This is a genomic window from Methylobacterium oryzae (genome assembly GCF_021398735.1).
GTDB lineage: Bacteria > Pseudomonadota > Alphaproteobacteria > Rhizobiales > Beijerinckiaceae > Methylobacterium.
On the sequence record NZ_CP090349.1, the window covers coordinates 580,555 to 600,521 of the forward strand.

The following is a 19,967-nucleotide window of genomic DNA, read 5'->3' on the forward strand; positions in this document are numbered from 1 at the left end:
CGGCGGGGCGTCAGGCGGCGCCCTTCACGGCGCGGAACATGAAGCCGCGCGCCTCGGCGTCCATCTCCGCCTTGAAGGCGTGGCGGCCCTTCAGCGCCTCGGCGGCCTGGGCGGCCGGCCGCGCGTTGAGCGCGTCGAGGTGGCGCTTGACGTTGGGCAGGTCCCCGAAGGCGCCCTCGCCGAGGACGAAGGGCACCATCCGGGCCCAGCCCCAGACCGCCATGTCGACGATCGTGTAGGTGTCGCCCAGCACGTAGGGGCGGTCGGCGAGGCGCTGGTCGAGGATGCCCCAGTGCCGGCGCGCCTCGAAGGCGTAGCGCTCGGTGGCGTAGGCGCTCCCGTCCTGCGCGAAGTGGCGGAAATGCACGCACTGGCCGGAGAACGGCCCGATGCCGGTCGCCACGAACATCAGCCAGGACAGCATCTCGCCGCGGACCGGCTCCCCCTCCGGCAGGAACCGGCCGGTCTTGCCCGCCAGGTACATCAGGATCGCGTTCGAATCGAACACGGTGACGTCGCCGTCGACGATCGCCGGCACCTTCCCATTCGGATTGACGGCCGTGTAGGCCGGATCGAACTGCTGGCCCCTGCGGGTGTCGACCGGCACCGGCTCGTAGGGCAGCCCCATCTCCTCGAGGCAGAGGGCGACCTTCATGGGGTTGGGGCTGAGATTGTAGAAGAATCGAATCACGGCGCTCTCCCTGAACGACCCGGGCAGGATGTCCGGGCCCCGCGCCCGCACAAGGCGCGGCCGCGCAGGGCGGCTATTCCGCGACGATCTTGTAGCCGCGTCCCGGCACCAGCGCGGCGCCCCGCTCCAGCCCGTTGAGGACGAGGAACCGGTCGAGCGCCCGATCGGGCACCGCCATGCGGCGGGCGAGGTCCTCGGCGCTGGTCGAGGTCGCCTGCACCACCTGCAGCCGCAGGGGGCGCAGGACCGCCTCGTCGGGCGACACGGCGACGAGGGTCGCGGTCCAGCGGCGGAAGGCCGGGTCGGGATCGGTGGCGCCCTTGGCGGCCATGATCATCCGGTAGGTCGAGTCGCCGATCCGGATGGCCGCAAGGCGGAAGGTCCACTCCTTCCCCCGCGACAGCGCGAAGGCCGCGGGGTGGCCCGCGACGTCCCGGGTCTCGAAGCCGGCCGGGTCGAGGGCGTCGTTCCAGCTCGCCTTGAGCACCGCCTCGAGGGGCTGGCCGTCCTTGGCCTCGATCTGGTCGAACAGCAGGCGCCGGGCGCCGTCCGGGGTGGTCCCGAGCACCGCCGAGCGGGTGTTCTCCAGGGTGAAGCCCTCCGGCACCTCGAAGGCGATGCCGAGGCCGGGATGGATGAAGCGGTGCCCGCGCACCGCGCCGTCGCGCGGGTTGTCGCCGTAGGCGAGCCCGTCCACCGCCGCGAGGTAGGCGGCGCGGTCGTCGGTGCCGATGCCCGGCGCGCCGATGCGGCGGGCCGCGCGGGTCACCTGGGTGATGCGCTCGGCCGTGCCCGGATGGGTCGCCAGCATGTCGGGCGCGGCGGCGCTGCCGGCCTTCAGCCCCGTGGAGCGGTTGAGCGCGGCGAGGAAGCGCCCGGCCGCGAACGGGTCGTAGCCGGCCTTGGCCAGGGTGCGCACGCCGGTGGCGTCCGCCTCCAGCTCCTGCTCGCGGGAGAACCGGGCGAGGGCGAAGCGCGACTGGCTCTGCAGCTGCGCGCCGGTATCGGGGTCGTTCAGCACGTCGGCCACGACGCGGCTGACGAGCGCCGAGCGCAGCTCGAGCTCGCTGCGGGCCGTGGCGTGGTTGAGGGTCACGTGGGCCATCTCGTGCGCCAGCACGGCGGCCACCTCGGAGGTGTCGCTCGCCAGGGCCACGAGGCCGCGGGTGACGTAGAGCCGCCCGTTCGGCAGCGCGAAGGCGTTGACCACCGGCGAGTCGAGGAGCGTCACCGTGTAGGCCTGGTCGGGCCGGTCGCTGGCCTTCACGAGGCGGTCGGTCACCTCGGTCAGCATCCGCGTGACGTTGGGGGCCCGGGCCTCGCCCCCGAAGGAGGCCACGAGCTTGAGGTGGTCGGCATCGGCGGCGCGCTCGCGGCCGGTGGTGCGCGGCGCCTCCGCGGGCACCCGCACCACGGCCGGCCGCACGGTCGCCTCGGTCTGGTCGGCCACGCAGGCGCCGAGCAGCAGGGCGAGGCCGCCCAACGCCGCCGCGCCGAGGGTGCGCCGCCCCGCCGCGCGGGTCCGCCCCGCGCCGATGTGCCCCGTGATCCCGCCCATCGCGATCAGCGCCGCAATCCCCGTTCCCCCTCCGGATCGGCCTCCGGCCGGTCCGTCTCCTCGAGCGTCTCGAGCCCGTCGAGGGCGACCTCCAGGGTCGGGCCGCGCCGGACCTCCAGGAGGCCGCGCACCCGCACGCGCCGGCCCTCGAGCGAGGCCGCACTCAAACCACGGGCGCGCATCATTCGCCAAGTGCGTTTCGATACCGTCACCGTGAGGCCGTCCGTGCCGCGGGCCGCGAAATCGAGATAGGTGCGCGCGCCGCGCTCGCCGACATGGCGGATTCGGCCCTCCGCGACGACGAAATGTCCGGCCTTCGCCCGGAGCGCCGGACCGTCCTGCGCCGCCGGGAGCGCGACGCCCCAGAGGCCGAGCCCGCGCGCGCGGGCGGCCGCCTCCACGAGGCGCAGGCCGGGCCGGCACAGCGAATCGGCCTCGCCCGCGTCCGCGTATGCCAGCCCGGCCCCGATGAGGCCGCCCGCCAGATCCGCGCCCGCCAGATCCGCGCCCTCCGCGATGTCGCCCTCCGCGACCAGGAGGTCGGCCCGCGCGCGGTCCCACCGGTCGGGCTGCCCGCGGGGAACCACCGTGACCCGGGCGCCCCGCCGGGTCTCGAGCCAGGCCCGCGCGGCGGACGCGGCCTCCGGCGTGTCCGGCCAGCGCAGCGAGTCCAGCACCGCCCGGAGGCCCGAGACCATACGGATCTCCCCGCGGGGCCCGATTTCCGCCACCACCTCGTCGCGCGCCGGCCCGGTCGCGCACGCCGACGGCCCGGCGCGCGACGCGGCGCGTGCCGGACAGGGCGCCGCCGCGGCGAGCGCCGCCGCCATCAAGGTCGCCATCGAGGTCGCCAGCGGGCGTCCCCGCACGACCGCCGCGCGCCCGCGCATCGGTTCCCCCCGCGATCGCGGGCTCCGGCACCGCGCCGCCCCACCGGTCGCGGTTGGCCTCGGCCGGCGAGAATGCTATGGAGCGCCGGTCGTCTCCGTAGCTCAGCTGGACAGAGCACAGGTTTCCTAGAAGGTTCAATTGGGCGTCGCGCCGGGAAACCGCGCGACGGATCCGCTCAAAGTCGGGGAAAGCTTCCGGCATCGACGCGCCGCCGTCCGATGCTCTGCCGATCCCGAGCCAAGCCCGCGCGGCGCCCCGGCGTTCTGCGGGAAGGTGTAGAGACTAGACGGGCGGCACCTACCGGTTGGATGCAGTCCAGCCCACGGTGAAGGGATAGTCCAGGCCACGAACGCGGACCTTCGGGGCGCGGCGGCGAAAGCCGAAGTGGTATGAAACCTGGGGTCGCAGGTTCGAGCCCTGCCGGGGACACCAAGTTGTCTATTCTTGCAGATCTCCCGGCCGCAGAGCCGTGAGCAAATCGTCCACCACGTCGAACGCCTGCCGGTGACAAGTACCGAGGGGCGCGCTAAGCTTTGCCGCCAGGATTCATGGCAGGGGGTGGACGAGCACTTCATGGCGGGCCAGAAGACCGATCAGCGCGACGTCTATGTCGGGCAACGCATCGCCGAGCAGCGCCGCAAGGCATCGCTCACACAGCGCCGCGTCGCGCAGAGCTTCGGTATGTCTGCAGCTCAGCTCCAGAAGTACGAGAAGGGAACCAACCGGATCAGCGCCGTCCATCTCGACATCTTCTCGCGCATGACCGGCGTGCCGATGGATTACTTCTTCAAAGGGATGCCCCGGAACGATGACTTCATCGCGCCGGGCTTCAGCGAGCGCGAGCAGTCGACCCTGTCGGAAGCCGGGTTGAAGGGGCTGGCGGAAGTCGTGGGCCGCCACATCACCGAGAACTTCTCCGAGGAGGCGCGCCGCGACGTGGCCGACGCCATCCGGGCCCTCGAGAGCAAGCTCGGCGGCTGAGGGCAGGGGCGGGCCCCGGGGCGTCGCGCGATCGTTTTTCCGGTCGCTTCGTCCGGTATAGCGGATCCGTTCGTTCCTCCATCTTGACCGGCCCCCGGCCGGGTGCGAGAACCCCGGCCCCATGAAGGGTCAAACGCCGCGATCGCGACGGCGTACCTCTGCAGCCGAGGCCGTCCGATGCCGCGTTCCAACTACCTGTTCACCAGCGAGTCCGTGTCCGAGGGACACCCCGACAAGGTCTGCGACAGGATCTCGGACACCGTGGTCGACGCCTACCTCGCGGCGATGCCGGAGGCGCGGCTCGGCGTCGAGACACTCGCCACGACCAACCGCATCGTCATCGCCGGCGAGGTGCGCGGACCCGATTCGGTGACCTTCAAGGACCTCGAGGCCCTGACCCGCGAGGCCGTGAAGGATATCGGCTACGAGCAGTCGGGCTTCCACTGGAAGAACAACGACGTCGCGATCCACCTGCACGCCCAGTCGGCCGACATCGCCCAGGGCGTGGACGCGGCCGGCAACAAGGACGAGGGCGCGGGCGACCAGGGCATCATGTTTGGCTACGCCGCCGACGAGACGCCCGAGCTGATGCCGGCGCCGATCTTCTACGCCCACAAGATCCTCAAGGACCTCGCCGACGCCCGCAAGGCGAAGCAGGGCGACGCCGCCAAGCTCGGCCCCGACGCCAAGAGCCAGGTCACGGTCCGCTACGAGAACGGCCGCCCGGTCGAGGTGACCCAGGTCGTGCTGTCGACCCAGCACCTCGACGAGTCCCTCGATTCCGCGGACGTCCGCGCCATCGTCGAGCCCTACATCCTGAAGGCGCTGCCGCAGGGCTGGGTCAACGAGGGCACGGTCTGGCACGTGAACCCGACCGGCAAGTTCGTGATCGGCGGCCCGGACGGCGACGCCGGCCTCACCGGCCGCAAGATCATCGTCGACACCTACGGCGGCGCGGCCCCGCACGGCGGCGGCGCGTTCTCCGGCAAGGACCCGACGAAGGTCGACCGCTCGGCGGCCTACGCGGCGCGCTACCTCGCCAAGAACGTGGTGGCCGCGGGCCTCGCCAGCCGCGCCACGATCCAGCTCGCCTACGCGATCGGCGTGTCGAAGCCGCTCTCGATCTACGTGGACCTGCACGGCACCGGCACGGTCGACGAGGCCAAGCTCGAGGCCGTGCTGATGGACGCCATGGACCTGTCGCCCCGCGGCATCCGCACGGCGCTCAGCCTGAACAAGCCGATCTACGCGCGCACCTCGGCCTACGGCCATTTCGGCCGTGCCCCCGAGGCCGACGGCGGCTTCTCGTGGGAGCGCACCGACCTCGCCGGCAAGCTGAAGTCGGCGCTGGCCTGAGGGCGGCTTCCGCTCGGCCCCGGGCCGACGCGCGGGCCGGAGATCGGCGGCGCGCCGGGGTGACGTGAAGGCGGTGCGGGCGGTGCTTTGAGCGCCGCCCGGTCCCGGATGCTCCGCGGCCCCGCGGCCCGTGTTCCCGATCGGGCGCTGGCGGCGCGGTGCGTTCGGCGCCGCGGCGTCCGCGCGGGTGCCGCGCCACCCGATCGTGCCGCGTCGCGGCGTGCCGGGCGTGCTGTCCCGGACGGCATCCCACCGACGCGCCCCGTCTCCGGTCGTGACCCGGGACGCGTCCCATCTCCGAGGTAGACTGAGCCGGTGGACACCGACGCCCCTGGACGCTCCGACCACCCGGTCGAGGAGCCGGAGCGCGCCTTCTTCGGGCGCCGCAAGGGCAAGCGCCTGCGCGGGCAGCAGGAGCGCCGGCTCGCCGAGCTGCTGCCGAGCCTGCGGGTCGACCTGCCGCCGGGCGACGCGATCCTCGATCCGCGCGCGCTGTTCCCCGCCATGCCGGCGCCGCCGGAGGCGCTGTGGCTGGAGATCGGCTTCGGCGGCGGCGAGCACCTCGCCGCCCAGGCGGCCGCGCATCCGGCCGTCGGCATCATCGGCGCCGAGCCCTTCGTCAACGGCGTGGTCAAGCTGCTGGCGGCGATCGAGGCGCGTGCGCTGCGCAACGTCCGCATCCGCGACGAGGACGTGACCGCCCTGCTGGCGCGCCTGCCGGATGCCTGCCTCGACCGGGTCTACCTGCTCTATCCCGATCCCTGGCCCAAGCGGCGGCAGCGCAAGCGCCGGTTCGTCTCCGACGCGTCGCTCGCCGAGATCGGCCGGGTCCTGAAGGACGGCGGCCTGTTCCGCTTCGCCAGCGACATCGACGACTATGCCGGCTGGACGCTCGTCCGGGCCGCGCGGTGCCCGGTCCTCGCCTGGACGGCGCGGGACGCCCGGGACTGGACGCGGCCGTTCCCGGGCTGGCCCGGCACGCGCTACGAGGCCAAGGCGCTGGCAGCGGGCCGCCGGCCCACCTATCTGGAATTCGCCCGCCGCCCCCGCTGAGAGCCCCCGCGGTCGGGTCGCGCGGGTGCCCGGTCGCCGCAGGCGGAGCGGAACGCCTTGCCACAGTCACGCTCGGGCGCCATCCTCAGGGCCCGCCGCGGTCCGTGATCGTGGCGGGAGGGGGCTCATCTCCGGCGGGAGCGCGCCACGGCGCGTTCGAGGATTCTTCCGAGTGAATGAGAGGGTGGGTCAGGACCCGGCGGCGGAGGACCCGTTGCGCGCCGGCTTCGACGAGGCCGCGATCGGCCTCGCCGTGCTGTCGGCGGACGAGGCGGGGATCGTCGCCGCCAACCGGGCCCTGCACGATCTCGCCGGCTGGCCGCCCGGCACCCTGCCCGGGCGCGCGGCCGCCGAACTCCTGGGCGAGGGGCCGGAGGGGCTCCGGGACGGTCTCCAGGTCTGGCGCCGGGCGGATGGCACGCCCCTCGACGTGCGGGTCCGGCGCGCGGGCCGGACCCTGGCGGTCGAGACGGTCGACGTGGACGCGGCGGCCCATTCCGAGGCGAACCGCGAGGCCCTCGCGGCCGCCGGGCTCGGGGAATGGCGCTGGGACCGCGCGACCGGCCTCCTCACCCTGTCGCGCCGCGCCGCCCGCATCCTCGGGCGCCCGCCGGGCCGTTCCGTCTCGTGGGAGGAGCTGAAGACCGGCCTGTCGCCGGCGGAGCTCGCGCGCCTGAGCGCACTGATCGCCGAGGCCGACGGGACCGACGAGCCCTACCAGTTCGACACGGCCACGACGGTGGCCGGGCGGACCGTGATCCTGCGGGTGCGGGGGCAGGCCGTGCCGGGCCCCGACGGCGCGCCGATCGGCATGGTCGGCGTCCTCCAGGACATCACCACGCGGGTCGAGGCCCGGGACGAGATCCTGTCCCGCGACCAGCGCCTGCGGGTCGCCACCACGGTCGCCCGGCTCGGCATCTTCGAGTGGCACATGCTCGAGGACCAGGCGATCTGGGAGAACGAGCACATGTACGAGATCTTCGGGCACGCGCCCGAGGACGGGACGATCGGCAAGACCGAGTTTCTCAACGACATCCTCCACCCGGACGACCGCCCCGCGGTCCGGCGGGCGATCTCCCAGGCGCTGCGGGAGGACGGGGACCTGCACATCAGCGGCCGGATCCGGCGCAAGTCCGACGGCGTGTGGCGCACGATCGACATGGCCGGCCGGTTCGAGCGCGACGCCCCCGGCCGCCTGCCGCGCCGCCTGATCGGCGTCGTCGCGGACGTGACCGACCGCCGGGTCGCGGAGGAGCGCCAGAGCCTGCTGATCCGCGAGCTGCACCACCGGGTCAAGAACACGCTGGCGACCGTCCAGGCCATCGTGGGCTCCACCGCGCGGACGGCGTCCAGCATCGAGAGCTTCTACGAGGCCTTCGTCGGGCGGATCAAATCCCTGGCGCACACGCACTCGGTGCTCACCGAGGACACGTGGCAGACGGCGTCGATCGCCAATCTCCTGCGCAACGAGCTGAAGCCCTACGCGGAGGTGGCGCCGGACGGCGCCGCCGAGGGGCGCATCAGCCTCGACGGGCCGGCGATCGACCTGCCCTCCGAGATCGCGGTGCCGATCGGCATGGCGATCCACGAGCTCACCACCAACGCGGCGAAGTACGGGGCCCTGTCGAACCGCACCGGCCGGGTGGCGGTGGAATGGTCCCTGGAGCCCGGCGGCCCGGCCGGGATCCTGCGGTTCTCCTGGCGCGAGACCGGCGGGCCGCCGGTCGCGCCGCCGAGCCGCCAGGGCTTCGGCTCGCGCCTGCTGCAGCGGGTCCTGATCACCCAGGTCCAGGCCGAGGTGACCACCGACTACGCCCCCGGGGGCTTCTCCCTGACCATGCGGGCCCCGATCCCGCCGCGCAACGACAGCCTCAACCCGCTGGTGTGACGCCGCGGCCGTCCCCGGGGCGGGTTCACGCCGCGCCGCGGGTTCCGGACTCGCCGCCGCCGTCAACGAAGGCTTTCAGCTCGTCGAGGGACGCGAAGGTGAAGCGGCCCTGCGGCGTCTCCGCCTCGATCGAGCCGTCCTCGAACATCACGTAGGTGTTGCCGCCGGAGGCGTAGCGCCCCACGACGGTGCGTGGGGCGGCCGGCGGGGCCGGCTCGGGCTCGGGGGGCGTGTCGAGGCTCGGGCGCAGGGCCGGCGCCTCGTCCGCGGCTGCCTTCTCGGGCTCTTCCCGCAGCGGCGGCTCGGGGGCGGCGAACAGGTCGTCCTCGGGCGCGATCGCGCGCTCGGTCGGCGCGTCCGGCTCGGGGCGGCGGTCCGCCTCCGGGACGCGGACGGGCGGGACCGCGTGCGCCGGCTCGGCCGGAACCGGCTTCGGCGCTTCGACCGCGCCGGGTTCCGAGAAGGGGGCGCGGGCCTCGTCGGCCCGGAGCTCCAGGCTCGGCTCGATCCGGGGCCGCTCGGGATCGAAGGACGGCTCGACCACCGACGGCACGATGAAGGCGGGCGCCGCCGGCAGGACCGGCGGCAGCCGGGTCCGGCCCTCGTCGACGGGGGCCGGTGCCGATCCCAGTGCCGGCGCCGCGGCGGGGGCCGGCCGCGCGCCGGCCGCCGGGGCGCGCCCGAGCGCGCGCTCCACCCGCCGGAACCCGAGCGCCACGACGCCGAGGCCGAGCAGCACCGCGCCCGACGAGGCCGCGACCGATCCCGCGATCACCATCGCGAGCCCGCTCTCCAGACGCACGTACGGGAAGCCCTGGATCACGGCGGCGCAGCCCCCGATGATCATGGCGGCGGCGAGCGCGAACAGCGCAGCGATCATGGTACTCTCTGACACGGGCCGGCTGACGGCCGGCGCTCAAGGCGTGCCGCACAGTAAGGCCTAGCCGTCATATTGCAAAACTCGGGACCGAGATGCCGGGGAAACCGGAATAGTCCGGATCTGCGCCGGCTATCTCCGGGTCGGCCGAGCCGCCGCGTGCCGGCGATCTGCGGAACTTCCCGCGCCGCCGTGGCGGAACGGCGTTGCCGTCCCGCGGCCACCGACTTACCTAGCGGGCTCTCGACTCGGGAGCCCCCGCCGGGGACGAGGCCGCCCCCTGCTAAGCGGAGATAGACGCGATGACCTTCACCCTGCCGGAACTGCCCTACGCCTACGACGCGCTGGGGCCGTACATGTCGAAGGAGACCCTCGAGTTCCACCACGACAAGCACCACAAGGCCTACGTCGACACGGGCAACAAGCTGCTTGAGGGCACGGATCTCCAGGGCAAGAGCGTCGAGGAGATCGTCAAGGCCGCCTACAACACGAATCAGCCGCTCTTCAACAACGCCGGCCAGCACTACAACCACATCCACTTCTGGCAGTGGATGAAGCCGAACGGCGGCGGCGCGATCCCGGGCGCGCTGGCCAAGAAGATCGACGAGGATCTCGGCGGCGCCGAGAAGTTCAAGGCGGACTTCATCCAGGCGGGCGTCGGCCAGTTCGGCTCGGGCTGGGCGTGGCTCGCCGTCAAGGACGGCAAGCTCGCGATCATGAAGACCCCGAACGGCGAGAACCCGCTGGTCCACGGCGCCAAGCCGATCCTCGGCGTCGACGTGTGGGAGCACTCCTACTACATCGACTACCGCAACCGCCGTCCCGACTACCTGAAGGCGTTCATCGAGAACCTCGTGAACTGGGAGCACGTGGAGAAGATGTACGCCGAGGCGACCCGCTGAGGCGTATCGCCGGTGCCGCGGATCCTGTGTCCGCGGCACCCTTGAGGTGGCGCACGAAACCGGCTCTTGATGCGCGCGACGCCGGCTGACCCGGTGCAGATGGGGCCGGCCATTTCCTCTCGATCGACACGCGCGACGCTTCGACCGTGCTCCCGCCCGCCCCCGTTGCGGGGGGAGGTGGTGGGCGAGCGCCCCAACCCATGATCCGCTCGATCCTGTCGGTCGGCGGCTGGACCCTGGTCTCCCGCGTCACCGGCTTCGCCCGCGACGTGGTCATGGCCGCCGTGATGGGCGCCGGGCCGCTGGCGGACGCCTTCGTGGTCGCCTTCCGGCTCCCGAACCATTTCCGCGCGATCTTCGGCGAGGGCGCGTTCAACACCGCCTTCGTGCCGGCCTATGCCGGGCTCGCGGAGGCCGGCGAGCCCGGGGCGGCGCACCGCTTCGCCGACCGCGTCTTCACCCTGATGCTGATCGTGCAGCTCGTGCTGCTCAATCTCGCCCTGCCGGCCATGCCCTGGGTGGTCCACGCCCTGGCGCCGGGCTTCGCGGAGGACGGCGAGCGCTTCCAGCTCGCCGTGGCGCTGACCCGCATCACCTTCCCGTACCTGCTGTTCATGACGCTGGTGACGCTGCTGTCGGGCATCCTGAACGCCCACCGGCACTTCGCCGTGGCGGCGGGCGCCCCGGTCCTGCTCAACCTCGCCATGCTGGCGGCCCTGGGGTTGAGCTTCCTGTTCCCGAACGCGGCCTACGCCGCCGCCTGGGGCGTCGCGGTCTCGGGCGTGCTCCAGTTCGGGCTGCTGTGGTGGGGCTGCCGCCGCGTCCGCGTGATGCCGGACCTCGCGGTGCCGCGCCTCGATCCCGCGCTCAAGCGCTTCTTCGTCGTGCTCGGGCCCGCGGTGATCGGCTCGGCCGGCTTCCAGATCGCGGCCTTCGCCGACACGATCATCGCGAGCTGGCTGCCCACCGGGGCGGTCTCGGCGCTCTACTACGCCGACCGGCTCTACCAGCTGCCCTTCGGCGTCATCGCCATCGCGGCCGGCACCGTGCTGCTGCCCGAGATGAGCCGCCGGATCGCGGCCGGCGACGTCGCCGGCGCCCACGCGGCACAGAACCGGGCCGCGGGCTTCTCCCTGGCCCTCTCGGCGCCGTTCACCGTGGCGTTCCTGACCATCCCGGGCCTGATCATGGCGGCGCTGTTCCAGCGCGGCGCCTTCAGCGCCGAGGACGCGGCGCGGGCGGCCTCGGTGCTGGCGGCCTACGGCCTCGCCCTGCCGGCCGTCGTGCTGGTGCGCAGCGCCGTGGCGAGCTTCTACGCCCGCCAGGACACCAGGACGCCGCTCTGGGCCTCCCTGACCGCGATCGGCGTCAACGTCGCCCTGAAGCTGTGGCTCACCGGCCCCTACGGCGTCACCGGCCTCGCGCTCGCCACCGCGGTCGCCCAGTGGGTGAACCTGCTGCTGCTGCTCGTCCTGGCCAAGCGCCGGGACTGGACGGCGCCGGGGCGCACGCTCGGCCTCACCGTCGCGGGGGTGGCGCTGGCCTGCCTCGGGCTGGCGGCGGTCGCCGTCTACGGCCAGGGGCTCGTCCAGGCGCTGGTGCCGGCCCTGCCGCACGGGCGTGACCTCGTCGTCCTGGCGGTGCTGGGGCTCGTCGGGGCCCTGGTCTACGGCGGCCTGCTGGCGGGCCTGCTGCACCTGTTCGGCCTGCGCCTGCGCCGGGCCTGAGTGACCCGGCCGGGCTCGCCGCCGCGCGGGTCCGGCCCCAGATCGGGCGAGAGCACCCAGTGAGGACCGCCATGACCGACGCACCGAATCCCCTCGCGGGCGTGAAGGCCGCGGTGTTCGACGCCTACGGCACGCTGTTCGACGTGAACGCCGCGGTCCAGCGCTACGCCGAGGCGGTGGGGCCGGACGCCGCCCACCTCTCCGAGGTCTGGCGCAACAAGCAGCTCGAGTACAGCTGGACCCTGTCGCTGATGGGCCAGTACGCCGCCTTCTGGGACCTCACCGTGCGGGCCCTCGACTACGCCCTGGCGGTCCACCCGAACGTCGATCCCGGCCTGCGCGAGCGGCTCCTCGACGCCTACCGGGACCTCGAGGCCTACCCGGAGGTCCCGGGCGTGCTGGCGGCCCTGCGCAAGCGCGGAATCCGCACCGCCGTCCTCACCAACGGCAACGCCGCCATGGTCGACCGGGCGGTCGCCTCGGCGGGGCTGGCCGACCACCTCGACGCGGTCCTCTCGGTGGACGACGCGCAGGTGTTCAAGACCCATCCCGACGCCTACCGGATCGCCCTGACCCGGCTGGCGGTGGGGCAGGGCGACGTGCTGTTCTGCTCGTCGAACCGCTGGGACGTGGCGGGGGCGGGGGCCTTCGGGTTCCGGACCGCCTGGGTCAACCGCAGGGGCCTGCCCGACGAGTACGCGGATCTGGCGCCCACGACGGTGGTGGGATCTCTCGACGGGCTGCTCTGAAGGGGGATCTGCGGCAGCCGCGTCCGGCGCGGGAAATGCCCATTCCGTCCTTGCGAGCGCAGCGAAGCAATCCAGGGACACGGCTGCATCCGGGCAAAGCGCGCTGCCCTGGGTTGCTTCGCTGCGCTCGCAAGGACGAAGCGGATATCGCGCCGCCACGGGCCTCCGCCGCGGCTTATCTGGTACACGATCGAATTGGCCCACTTCGCGGATTCTTAATCCTCCCGGTGTTGGATCATCCTCAACACGAACGGGAGATGTTTCGCGTGTCCTTGAACGGTTCCTTCACGACGATCCGCGCTGGGGCCGCAGCCCTCGCGGTCACCCTGGTGCTCGGGGCGGTCGCCCCGGCCACCGCCCGCGACCAGACCGGCGCCATCGTCGGCGGCCTCGCGGCCGGCGTCGTCGGCGGCATGGTCGGCAGCGCCCTCGTCAACGGCGCGAACCAGCCGCCCCCGCCGCCGCCGGAGTACCGCCCGCGCCGGGTCGTGGTCGAGGAGCCCGAGACCATCGTGGTGCGCGAGCGCCGCGGCCCGATCTGCCACTACGAGCGCCGCAAGGAGTGGCTCGGCGACGGCGAGTTCACCTACCGCCGCGTCGAGGTCTGCGAGTAAATCGCGTCCGCGGTTATCGGACCGGCGCCGCGTCCCCCGGGGGCGCGGCGCGTCTCATTTCACGACCAGCCAGTCCTCGACCACGAGGGCGTCGAGGCCGGTGGTATAGAACATCAGGATCGCGTCCTCCGCGCCGTGGAGGATCGGCTTGCCCATCACGTTGAAGCTCGTGTTGAGCAGGATCGGCACGCCGGTGATCGCCGCGAAGGCGCCGATCAGGGCCGCGTAGGCCGGGTTGCGCGCCGCCGTGACGCTCTGGAGCCGGCCGGTGCCGTCTTCGTGCACCACCGCCGGCACCCGGGCGCGGACCGCCTCGCGCCAGACCAGGGTACGATCCATGTAGGGGCTGTCGGCGTAATCCTCGAACCAGTCCGGCCCGGCCTCCGCCAGGATCGACGGCGCGAACGGCCGGAACGCCTCCCGGTACTTCACCTTGGCGTTGAGCGCGTCCTTGGCGCCTTCCGGCCGCGGATCGGCCAGGATCGACCGGTTGCCGAGCGCCCGGGGCCCGAACTCCGCCCGGCCCTGCACCCAGCCGACGAGGCCGCCCTCGGCCAGGATCCGCGCCGCCGCGCGGGTCGCCTCCGCGTGGCCGACGCGCCGGGCCCGGGGCTCCTGCTCGGCGAGCCGCTCCATCGGCGCCGTGGAGACCCGCGAGCCGAGATAGGGCGTGAGCGGCCGGGCGGCGGGCGGCGGACCGGCCCAGCCCGGATTGTCCTCCGCGTAGGCGAGCCACGCGGCGCCGACCGCGTTGCCGTCGTCGGCCGGGGCCGAGGGCACGTGCAGCCGGGTGAAGCCGGACCGGCCGAGCACCCGGCCGTTGTAGGAGGAGTTCAGCCCGCAGCCGCCCGCGATCACGAGGTTCTCTGACGGCGCCAGCGCGTGGGCCTCGGCCACCAGCGCGTCCATCAAAGTCGCGAACAGGTCCTGGCCGCAGCGGGCGAGGTCGGGCCAGCCGTTCTTCAGGGCATCGGCGGGGCGGCGGGCGCGGATCTCCGCGGCGACCGCCCGGATCGTCTCCGCGTCGGCGTAGCGCAGGCGGTGGCCCTCGACCGTGCAGAGCCGGCCGAGCAGCGCGGCGAGGTCCGGGTCGGGCCGGCCGTAGGGGGCGAGCCCCATGATCTTCCACTCCTCGCCCTTCACCTGATCGAAGCCGGCGAGGTCGGTGATCAGCCCGTACAGGAAGCCCAGCGAGCCGCGCCCGCGGTGGCGGCGCAACTCCGTGATCCGGCCGCCCTCCAGGCGGTAGATCGCCGCCGCACCGGTCTCGCCCATGCCGTCGACCACCAGGGCAGTGGCCGTCTCGAAGGGGCTGCCCCAGAGGCCGTAGGCGGCGTGGCACAGGTGGTGCGGGTAGCGCCGCTGCCCGGCGATCGTCGCCCGGGGCGCCGCGCCGCTGATCCGCGCCTCCTGGTTCAGGGCCAGCAGGGTGCCGTGGCCGGCCCGCTCCTGGGCGCCGTGGAGGTCGGCGATGAACACCCGCTCGGCCTGCTCGGGCACGAAGGAGCGGTTGAGCGCCGTGGTGTGGGCGGCGAGCGCCATCAGGTCGAAGGCCCCGGCACCGGCCTGGCCGCGCAGGAAGTCGGTGAATTGCGGGCCCCAGGTCGAGGCGACGACGAGTTCCGAGCCCGGCGGGACGTGCGCCTTCAGCAGTGCGGCCATCTGCGACGGGGCGTCCGGCTCGCAGTTCGGCGCGCGCTTGTACTGCAGGGCGCGCTCCGCCGCCTCGGCGAAGAGCAGGGTGCCGTCGGGCCCGACCAGGGCGAGGGCCGGGTCGTGGAAGGTGGTGGCGAGGCCGAGATAGAAGCGCATGCCCACGGGGGGTAGCGCATTTTCGCGCCGGACGGAGCCCGGCACGTGCGAGGTGCCGTCCTTGCGCCGCCGTCATTGCGAGCGGAGCGAAGCAATCTAGACGGCGCCACGCTTCCCGATGTTCCGCTGCACTGGGTTGCTTCGCTGCGCTCGCAATGACGAAGCGCGCCGCCCGCTAGTGCGGGGCGACGCGGCGCTTCGCGACGAGGAGGATCGCCGCGCCGGCGAGTCCCGACAGGGCCGAGCCCGCGAGCACGCCGAGCTTCACGGCGGTCTCGTGCTGCGGGTCCGGGAAGGCGAGGCCGCCGATGAACAGGCTCATGGTGAAGCCGATGCCGCACAGGACCGCGACCCCGTAGACCTGCCCCCAGCCGGCCCCGGCCGGGCGCTTGGCCCATCCCAGCGCCACGGCCAGCCGCAGGCTCGCGAACACGCCGGCCTGCTTGCCGAGGAACAGGCCCGCCGCGATGCCGAGCGTCACCGGCTGGAGCAGGGCCTCGGGGGTGAGGCCGGAGAGGTCCACGCCGGCATTGGCGAAGCCGAAGACCGGGACCACCCCGTAGGTGATCCAGGGGGCGAGGGCGTGCTCCAGCCGGTGCAGGGGCGAGTGCGCGTCCTCCGGCCGGCCCGGGCTGACCCGGATCGGGATCGTGAGCGCGAGCAGCACCCCCGCGATCGTCGCGTGGATCCCGGAGCGCAGCACGAGGACCCACAGCACGAGGCCGAGGAGCCCGTAGGCCGGGAGCCACCCGATCCCCGCCCGGTTGAGGCCGTAGAGGGCGGCCAGCACCGCGGCGGCGAGCGCCAGCATGGTGAGGTCGAGGCCGGAGCTGTAGAACAGCGCGATCACCACCACGGCGCCGAGGTCGTCGACGATGGCGACCGCGCTGAGGAAGATCTTGAGGGAGACCGGCACCCGCGACCCGAGGAGCGCGAGGACGCCCAGCGCGAAGGCGATGTCGGTGGCGGCCGGGATCGCCCAGCCCCGCAGGGTGCCGGCCCCGAGATTGGTGAGCGCGTAGAATGCGGCCGGGACCGCCATGCCGCCGAGCGCGGCGATGCCCGGCAGGACCCGGTCGGGCCAGGTCCGCAGCCGCCCGTCGAGGGCCTCGCGCTTGATCTCCAGGCCGACCAGCAGGAAGAACCCGGCCATCAGGCCGTCGTTGATCCAGTGCTGCACGCTCATCGGGCCGAGTTCGGCGTGGAGGGCGTGCGCGTAGGTGTCCGCGAGCGGCCCGTTGGCGACGACCAGCGCCAGGGCCGCCGCCGCCATCAGGATCAGCCCGCCCGCCGCCTCGCCGGCGAGCAGCGTGCGGATGATCGAGAGGGGGCGGGGCCTCCGCCTCGGAGGGGCGCGGTCAGGTGCGGGCGAGGTCATCGCGACACGCCTTGCCGCGCATCGGAGACGCGCGCAACCGCGCGGCCGCGACCGTTACGACGTCCGCCCCAGGGCCGCGCGGATCAGCGCCAGCCCGTCCGGGCTCGACCACGCGGCCGGCCCCTTCATCACCCCGATCGTGCAGCCCTGCGCGTCGACCAGCATCGTGGTCGGCAGGCCGGGCGACTGCGTGTCGCGCTGGAGGATCGGCAGCACGCGGCCGCCGGGATCGGCGTAGAAGGCGAGGTCGTGGATGCCCGCCTGCTTCAGCCATTCCGACGGCTTCTCGAGGTTGCGCGTGTCGACGTTGATCGCGACGACCTGGAAATCGGGGCCGCCGAGCTGCGCCTGGAGCCGGTCGAGGGCCGGCATCTCGGCCTTGCAGGGCGCGCACCACGTCGCCCAGAGATTCACGAGGAGCAGCCGGCCCCTGAGGTCGGCGAGGCCGGTCTCGGCGCCGTCCGGCCCCTTGAACCGGATGTCCGGCGCGGGCCGGGCCTGCGGCGGGGCCTGCATGGCGGCGACCTCGCCCTTCGCGGCCGCATCGACCCGGGCGAGCGCCGGCTTGGCGGCGGCGCAGGGCTGAAGGGCGCCGCCCGTGTTGCCGGGCAGGAGACCGCTCCCGTATAGGGCGAGGCCGAGGACGGCGAGCGCGGCGACGCCCGCGCCGGCCAGGATGGGCGTGCGGCCGGGCATCAGGCTCGGGCCTCGGGACGGTCAGGGCGCGGAAGGATCGACATGAGCAACCGGATGTGGGGCGGCCGCTTCGCGAGCGGCCCGGCGGAGATCATGGAGGAGATCAACGCCTCCATCGGATTCGACAAGCGCCTCGCGCCCCAGGATATCCGCGGCTCGCTGGCGCATGTGGCGATGCTGGGCCAAGCCGGCATCCTGCCGGCGGAGGATGTGGCCGCGATCGAGGCCGGGCTCAAGTCCGTGCGCGACGAGATCGAGGGCGGCACCTTCGCGTTCAAGCGCGAGCTCGAGGACATCCACATGTCCGTGGAGAGCCGGCTCACCGAGATCGTCGGCCCGGCCGCCGGCCGCCTGCACACGGCGCGCTCGCGCAACGACCAGGTCGCCACCGACATGAAGCTCTGGGTGCGCGACACCCTCGATTCCCTCGACCAGCAGGCCGCCGACCTGCAGCGCGCCCTCAGCCAGGCGGCGCTGAAGCACGCCGGCACCGTGATGCCGGGCTTCACCCATCTCCAGTCGGCCCAGCCGGTGACCTTCGGCCACCACTGCCTCGCCTACGTCGAGATGCTGGCCCGCGACCGGGGCCGGTTCCGCGACGCCCGGGCGCGGCTCAACGAGTGCCCGCTCGGCGCCGCGGCGCTCGCCGGCACCTCCTTCCCGATCGACCGGCACGCCACGGCGGCGGCCCTCGGCTTCGACCGGCCGACCGCCAACTCCCTCGACTCGGTCGCCGACCGCGACTTCGCCCTGGAGGCCCTGGCGGCGGCCTCGATCTGCGCCGTGCACCTGTCGCGCTTCGCCGAGGAGCTGGTGGTCTGGACCTCGGCCCAGTTCAACTTCGTGCGGCTGTCGGACGGGTTCACCACCGGCTCGTCGATCATGCCGCAGAAGCGCAACCCCGACGCCGCCGAGCTGGTGCGCGCGAAGAGCGGCCGGATCATCGGCGCGCTGACCGGCCTGCTCATCGTCATGAAGGGCCTGCCGCTCGCCTACTCGAAGGACATGCAGGAGGACAAGGAGGGCACGTTCGACGCCCTCCAGGCCCTGTCCCTGTGCCTCGCCGCCATGACCGGCATGGTGAAGGACCTGGAGCCCAACGCCGAAGTGCTCGGCCGCGCCGCCGGCTCCGGCTACGCCACCGCCACCGACCTCGCCGACTGGCTGGTGCGCGAGCTCGGGCTGCCGTTCCGTCAGGCACACCACGTCACCGGCCGCCTCGTCGGCGCGGCCTCCGCCAAGGGCGTCGGGCTCGAAGAGCTGTCGCTGCCCGAGATGCAGGAGGCGGAGCCGCGGATCACCGAGGCGGTCTACGCGGTGCTGGGCGTCGAGAACTCGGTGGCGAGCCGCACCAGCTACGGCGGCACCGCACCCGACAACGTCCGGCGCCAGGCGCAGGCCTGGATCGAGCGGCTGGGCTGAGCCGTCGCGGCCGACGGCGACCGGCGCCGGCTGACGCTTCGCGCCGCTAGCCCCTGAGGGTTGCCGGGGGCCCGCGGCCCGACGCTCCGACCGCGGGGTGGGCCCCCGGTCGCCTCGGATCAGGGAACGGGCCCCCGCTCATCCACAGGACCGTTCAAAATTGTGCATTGCAACCCTCGGCCCACCCGCGCGTTCACCATCTGGCTAAGTCCGCTCAGCTACAAGCTTCGCCGTCTGGATCGGAGTTCGCAGGATGCCTGTCGAGAGTTGGCTGAACACGGAGGAGGTGCCGGATTTCGCGGCGCACGCCACGGCGATGATCGACGCCGCCCTGACCGGTTCGGGCCTGACGCGCGAGTCCTACTGGGCCGCCGTCCGCAAGGGCTACAACACCCCCTACAACGATCCGCCCCGCCAGCGCGCCGCGCCGGCCCGGCCGAACGCCATCGCGGTGCCCGCCGGCCCGGCGGTCGAGGCGCTGCCGGTCCCGGCCGGCGTCATCGCGGCCCGGGCGACGGAAGCCCGCGCCGTCTGATTGTCGACGGATCCCGCCTCGCCATCTTGCCGACGTTTTACGCAAGCTTCACTAATCCCGAACCCCGGTCCGGCTCCTGACGGAGCCGCCCGTCGTCAGGAAGTGAAGATGGTCCGCGTCCCCCGCTCGCTCCCGGTCGGAGCTCTCGCCCTGCTCGCCTCCGGGCTGGTTACCGGCCTCGTCGGAGGTGTGCTCGGCGGGACCTGCCTGGTCGCGACGGCGGCCCACGCCCAGGACGCGGCGGCGGCCCCGGACGCCGGCGGTGGCGACGCGGCCCCGTCGCGGCGCGGGCGGCGGCACGGCCGCGAGCGGAGCAAGCGCGCCGAGAAGAAGACCGCGACCCCGCCGGGGATGCAGCAGGCCACCCCGGTGGCGATTTTCGGCGACTGGAACGTGTTCGTGAACGGCGACGGCCGCAACAAGCTCTGCTACGCGATCGCGCAGCCGCAGACGCGCTCGCCCAAGACCCTGAAGCGCGACACCGCCTACCTGTTCGTGAGCGTGCGCAAGGGCGAGAACATCCAGAACGAGGTGGCGGTGATGCTGGGCTTCCCGTCGAAGCCCGCGGCCTCCCAGGTCAAGCCCGGCTCCGCGGCCGCGCCGACCGACCCGAGCCTCAACCTCGGCGCCAGCCGCTACGGCCTCGTGGTCAAGGACGGCAATGCCTGGCTGCAGAACCCCGCCGAGGAGGCGCGGGTCGTCTCCGAGATGAGCGCCCGCAACCCGAAGATCATCATCAAGGCCACGTCGATGCGCGGGAACCCGACGAGCGACGAGTACGCGCTCGGCGGATTCGCGGAGGCCATGAAGCGCACCCGGGACGAGTGCAGCAAGTAG

At 73.3% G+C, this 19,967-nt stretch carries 18 protein-coding genes; 11 read left to right on the forward strand and 7 right to left on the reverse strand.

Annotation, left to right across the window (positions count from 1 at the left end):
• Nucleotides 1-10 precede the first annotated feature (10 nt).
• The 3 genes from LXM90_RS02750 to LXM90_RS02760 form a co-directional block, all read right to left on the reverse strand.
• Nucleotides 11-691: a glutathione S-transferase family protein gene (locus LXM90_RS02750; RefSeq protein ID WP_205833895.1), complete on the reverse strand. Its 681-nt coding sequence runs from the start codon at nucleotides 689-691 to the stop codon at nucleotides 11-13.
• 73 nt (nucleotides 692-764) lie between these two features.
• Entirely contained in the window at nucleotides 765-2,249 is a 1,485-nt protein-coding gene (locus LXM90_RS02755; RefSeq protein ID WP_091927864.1) for a M48 family metalloprotease, read from the reverse strand.
• 5 nt (nucleotides 2,250-2,254) lie between these two features.
• A complete protein-coding gene (locus tag LXM90_RS02760) occupies nucleotides 2,255-3,139 on the reverse strand; it encodes a thermonuclease family protein (protein WP_419149848.1) in 885 nt (294 codons plus the stop codon).
• A gap of 574 nt (nucleotides 3,140-3,713) precedes the next feature.
• Between LXM90_RS02760 and LXM90_RS02765 the strand changes: the two genes are divergently transcribed.
• From LXM90_RS02765 to LXM90_RS02780, 4 genes are all read left to right on the forward strand, one after another.
• Nucleotides 3,714-4,121, forward strand: coding sequence for a helix-turn-helix domain-containing protein (locus tag LXM90_RS02765; protein ID WP_012321411.1), 408 nt, complete (start codon nucleotides 3,714-3,716; stop codon nucleotides 4,119-4,121).
• A gap of 177 nt (nucleotides 4,122-4,298) precedes the next feature.
• Nucleotides 4,299-5,477, forward strand: coding sequence for a methionine adenosyltransferase (gene metK, locus LXM90_RS02770; RefSeq protein WP_234081671.1), 1,179 nt, complete (start codon nucleotides 4,299-4,301; stop codon nucleotides 5,475-5,477).
• A 315-nt stretch (nucleotides 5,478-5,792) separates the two neighbouring features.
• Nucleotides 5,793-6,530, forward strand: a complete 738-nt coding sequence (gene trmB / locus LXM90_RS02775; RefSeq protein WP_020091323.1) for a tRNA (guanine(46)-N(7))-methyltransferase TrmB — start codon at nucleotides 5,793-5,795, stop codon at nucleotides 6,528-6,530.
• Nucleotides 6,531-6,702: 172 nt separating this feature from the next.
• A complete protein-coding gene (locus tag LXM90_RS02780; protein WP_051123710.1) occupies nucleotides 6,703-8,418 on the forward strand; it encodes a sensor histidine kinase in 1,716 nt (571 codons plus the stop codon).
• Nucleotides 8,419-8,443: 25 nt separating this feature from the next.
• On the opposite strand, the gene LXM90_RS02785 is transcribed toward LXM90_RS02780, so the two are convergent.
• A complete protein-coding gene (locus LXM90_RS02785) occupies nucleotides 8,444-9,298 on the reverse strand; it encodes a hypothetical protein (RefSeq protein ID WP_234081674.1) in 855 nt (284 codons plus the stop codon).
• Nucleotides 9,299-9,597: 299 nt separating this feature from the next.
• On the opposite strand from LXM90_RS02785, the gene LXM90_RS02790 reads away from it, so the two are divergent.
• From LXM90_RS02790 to LXM90_RS02805, 4 genes are all read left to right on the forward strand, one after another.
• The gene (locus LXM90_RS02790) at nucleotides 9,598-10,197 is read left to right on the forward strand and encodes a superoxide dismutase (protein ID WP_020091320.1); all 600 of its coding nucleotides are present in this window, start codon (nucleotides 9,598-9,600) and stop codon (nucleotides 10,195-10,197) included.
• Between the two features lie 200 nt (nucleotides 10,198-10,397).
• Nucleotides 10,398-11,924, forward strand: a complete 1,527-nt coding sequence (gene murJ, locus LXM90_RS02795) for a murein biosynthesis integral membrane protein MurJ (protein WP_020091319.1) — start codon at nucleotides 10,398-10,400, stop codon at nucleotides 11,922-11,924.
• A 71-nt stretch (nucleotides 11,925-11,995) separates the two neighbouring features.
• Nucleotides 11,996-12,673, forward strand: a complete 678-nt coding sequence (locus LXM90_RS02800; RefSeq protein WP_020091318.1) for a haloacid dehalogenase type II — start codon at nucleotides 11,996-11,998, stop codon at nucleotides 12,671-12,673.
• 257 nt (nucleotides 12,674-12,930) lie between these two features.
• Nucleotides 12,931-13,287: a hypothetical protein gene (locus LXM90_RS02805; RefSeq protein ID WP_020091317.1), complete on the forward strand. Its 357-nt coding sequence runs from the start codon at nucleotides 12,931-12,933 to the stop codon at nucleotides 13,285-13,287.
• 54 nt (nucleotides 13,288-13,341) lie between these two features.
• Here LXM90_RS02805 and LXM90_RS02810 read toward each other — a convergent pair whose 3' ends face one another.
• From LXM90_RS02810 to tlpA, 3 genes are all read right to left on the reverse strand, one after another.
• Nucleotides 13,342-15,099, reverse strand: a complete 1,758-nt coding sequence (locus LXM90_RS02810; protein WP_234082918.1) for a carbamoyltransferase — start codon at nucleotides 15,097-15,099, stop codon at nucleotides 13,342-13,344.
• Between the two features lie 175 nt (nucleotides 15,100-15,274).
• Entirely contained in the window at nucleotides 15,275-16,477 is a 1,203-nt protein-coding gene (nhaA, locus tag LXM90_RS02815; RefSeq protein ID WP_234081677.1) for a Na+/H+ antiporter NhaA, read from the reverse strand.
• A gap of 54 nt (nucleotides 16,478-16,531) precedes the next feature.
• Complete coding sequence (tlpA, locus tag LXM90_RS02820; protein WP_056524413.1) at nucleotides 16,532-17,173, reverse strand: thiol:disulfide interchange protein TlpA; 642 nt, start codon at nucleotides 17,171-17,173, stop codon at nucleotides 16,532-16,534.
• 42 nt (nucleotides 17,174-17,215) lie between these two features.
• Between tlpA and argH the strand changes: the two genes are divergently transcribed.
• The 3 genes from argH to LXM90_RS02835 all read left to right on the forward strand — a co-directional run bounded on the left by argH (nucleotide 17,216) and on the right by LXM90_RS02835 (nucleotide 19,967).
• Nucleotides 17,216-18,595, forward strand: coding sequence for an argininosuccinate lyase (argH, locus tag LXM90_RS02825; protein WP_091927872.1), 1,380 nt, complete (start codon nucleotides 17,216-17,218; stop codon nucleotides 18,593-18,595).
• A gap of 253 nt (nucleotides 18,596-18,848) precedes the next feature.
• Complete coding sequence (locus LXM90_RS02830) at nucleotides 18,849-19,130, forward strand: hypothetical protein (RefSeq protein WP_234081680.1); 282 nt, start codon at nucleotides 18,849-18,851, stop codon at nucleotides 19,128-19,130.
• 108 nt (nucleotides 19,131-19,238) lie between these two features.
• Complete coding sequence (locus LXM90_RS02835) at nucleotides 19,239-19,967, forward strand: hypothetical protein (protein WP_056524404.1); 729 nt, start codon at nucleotides 19,239-19,241, stop codon at nucleotides 19,965-19,967.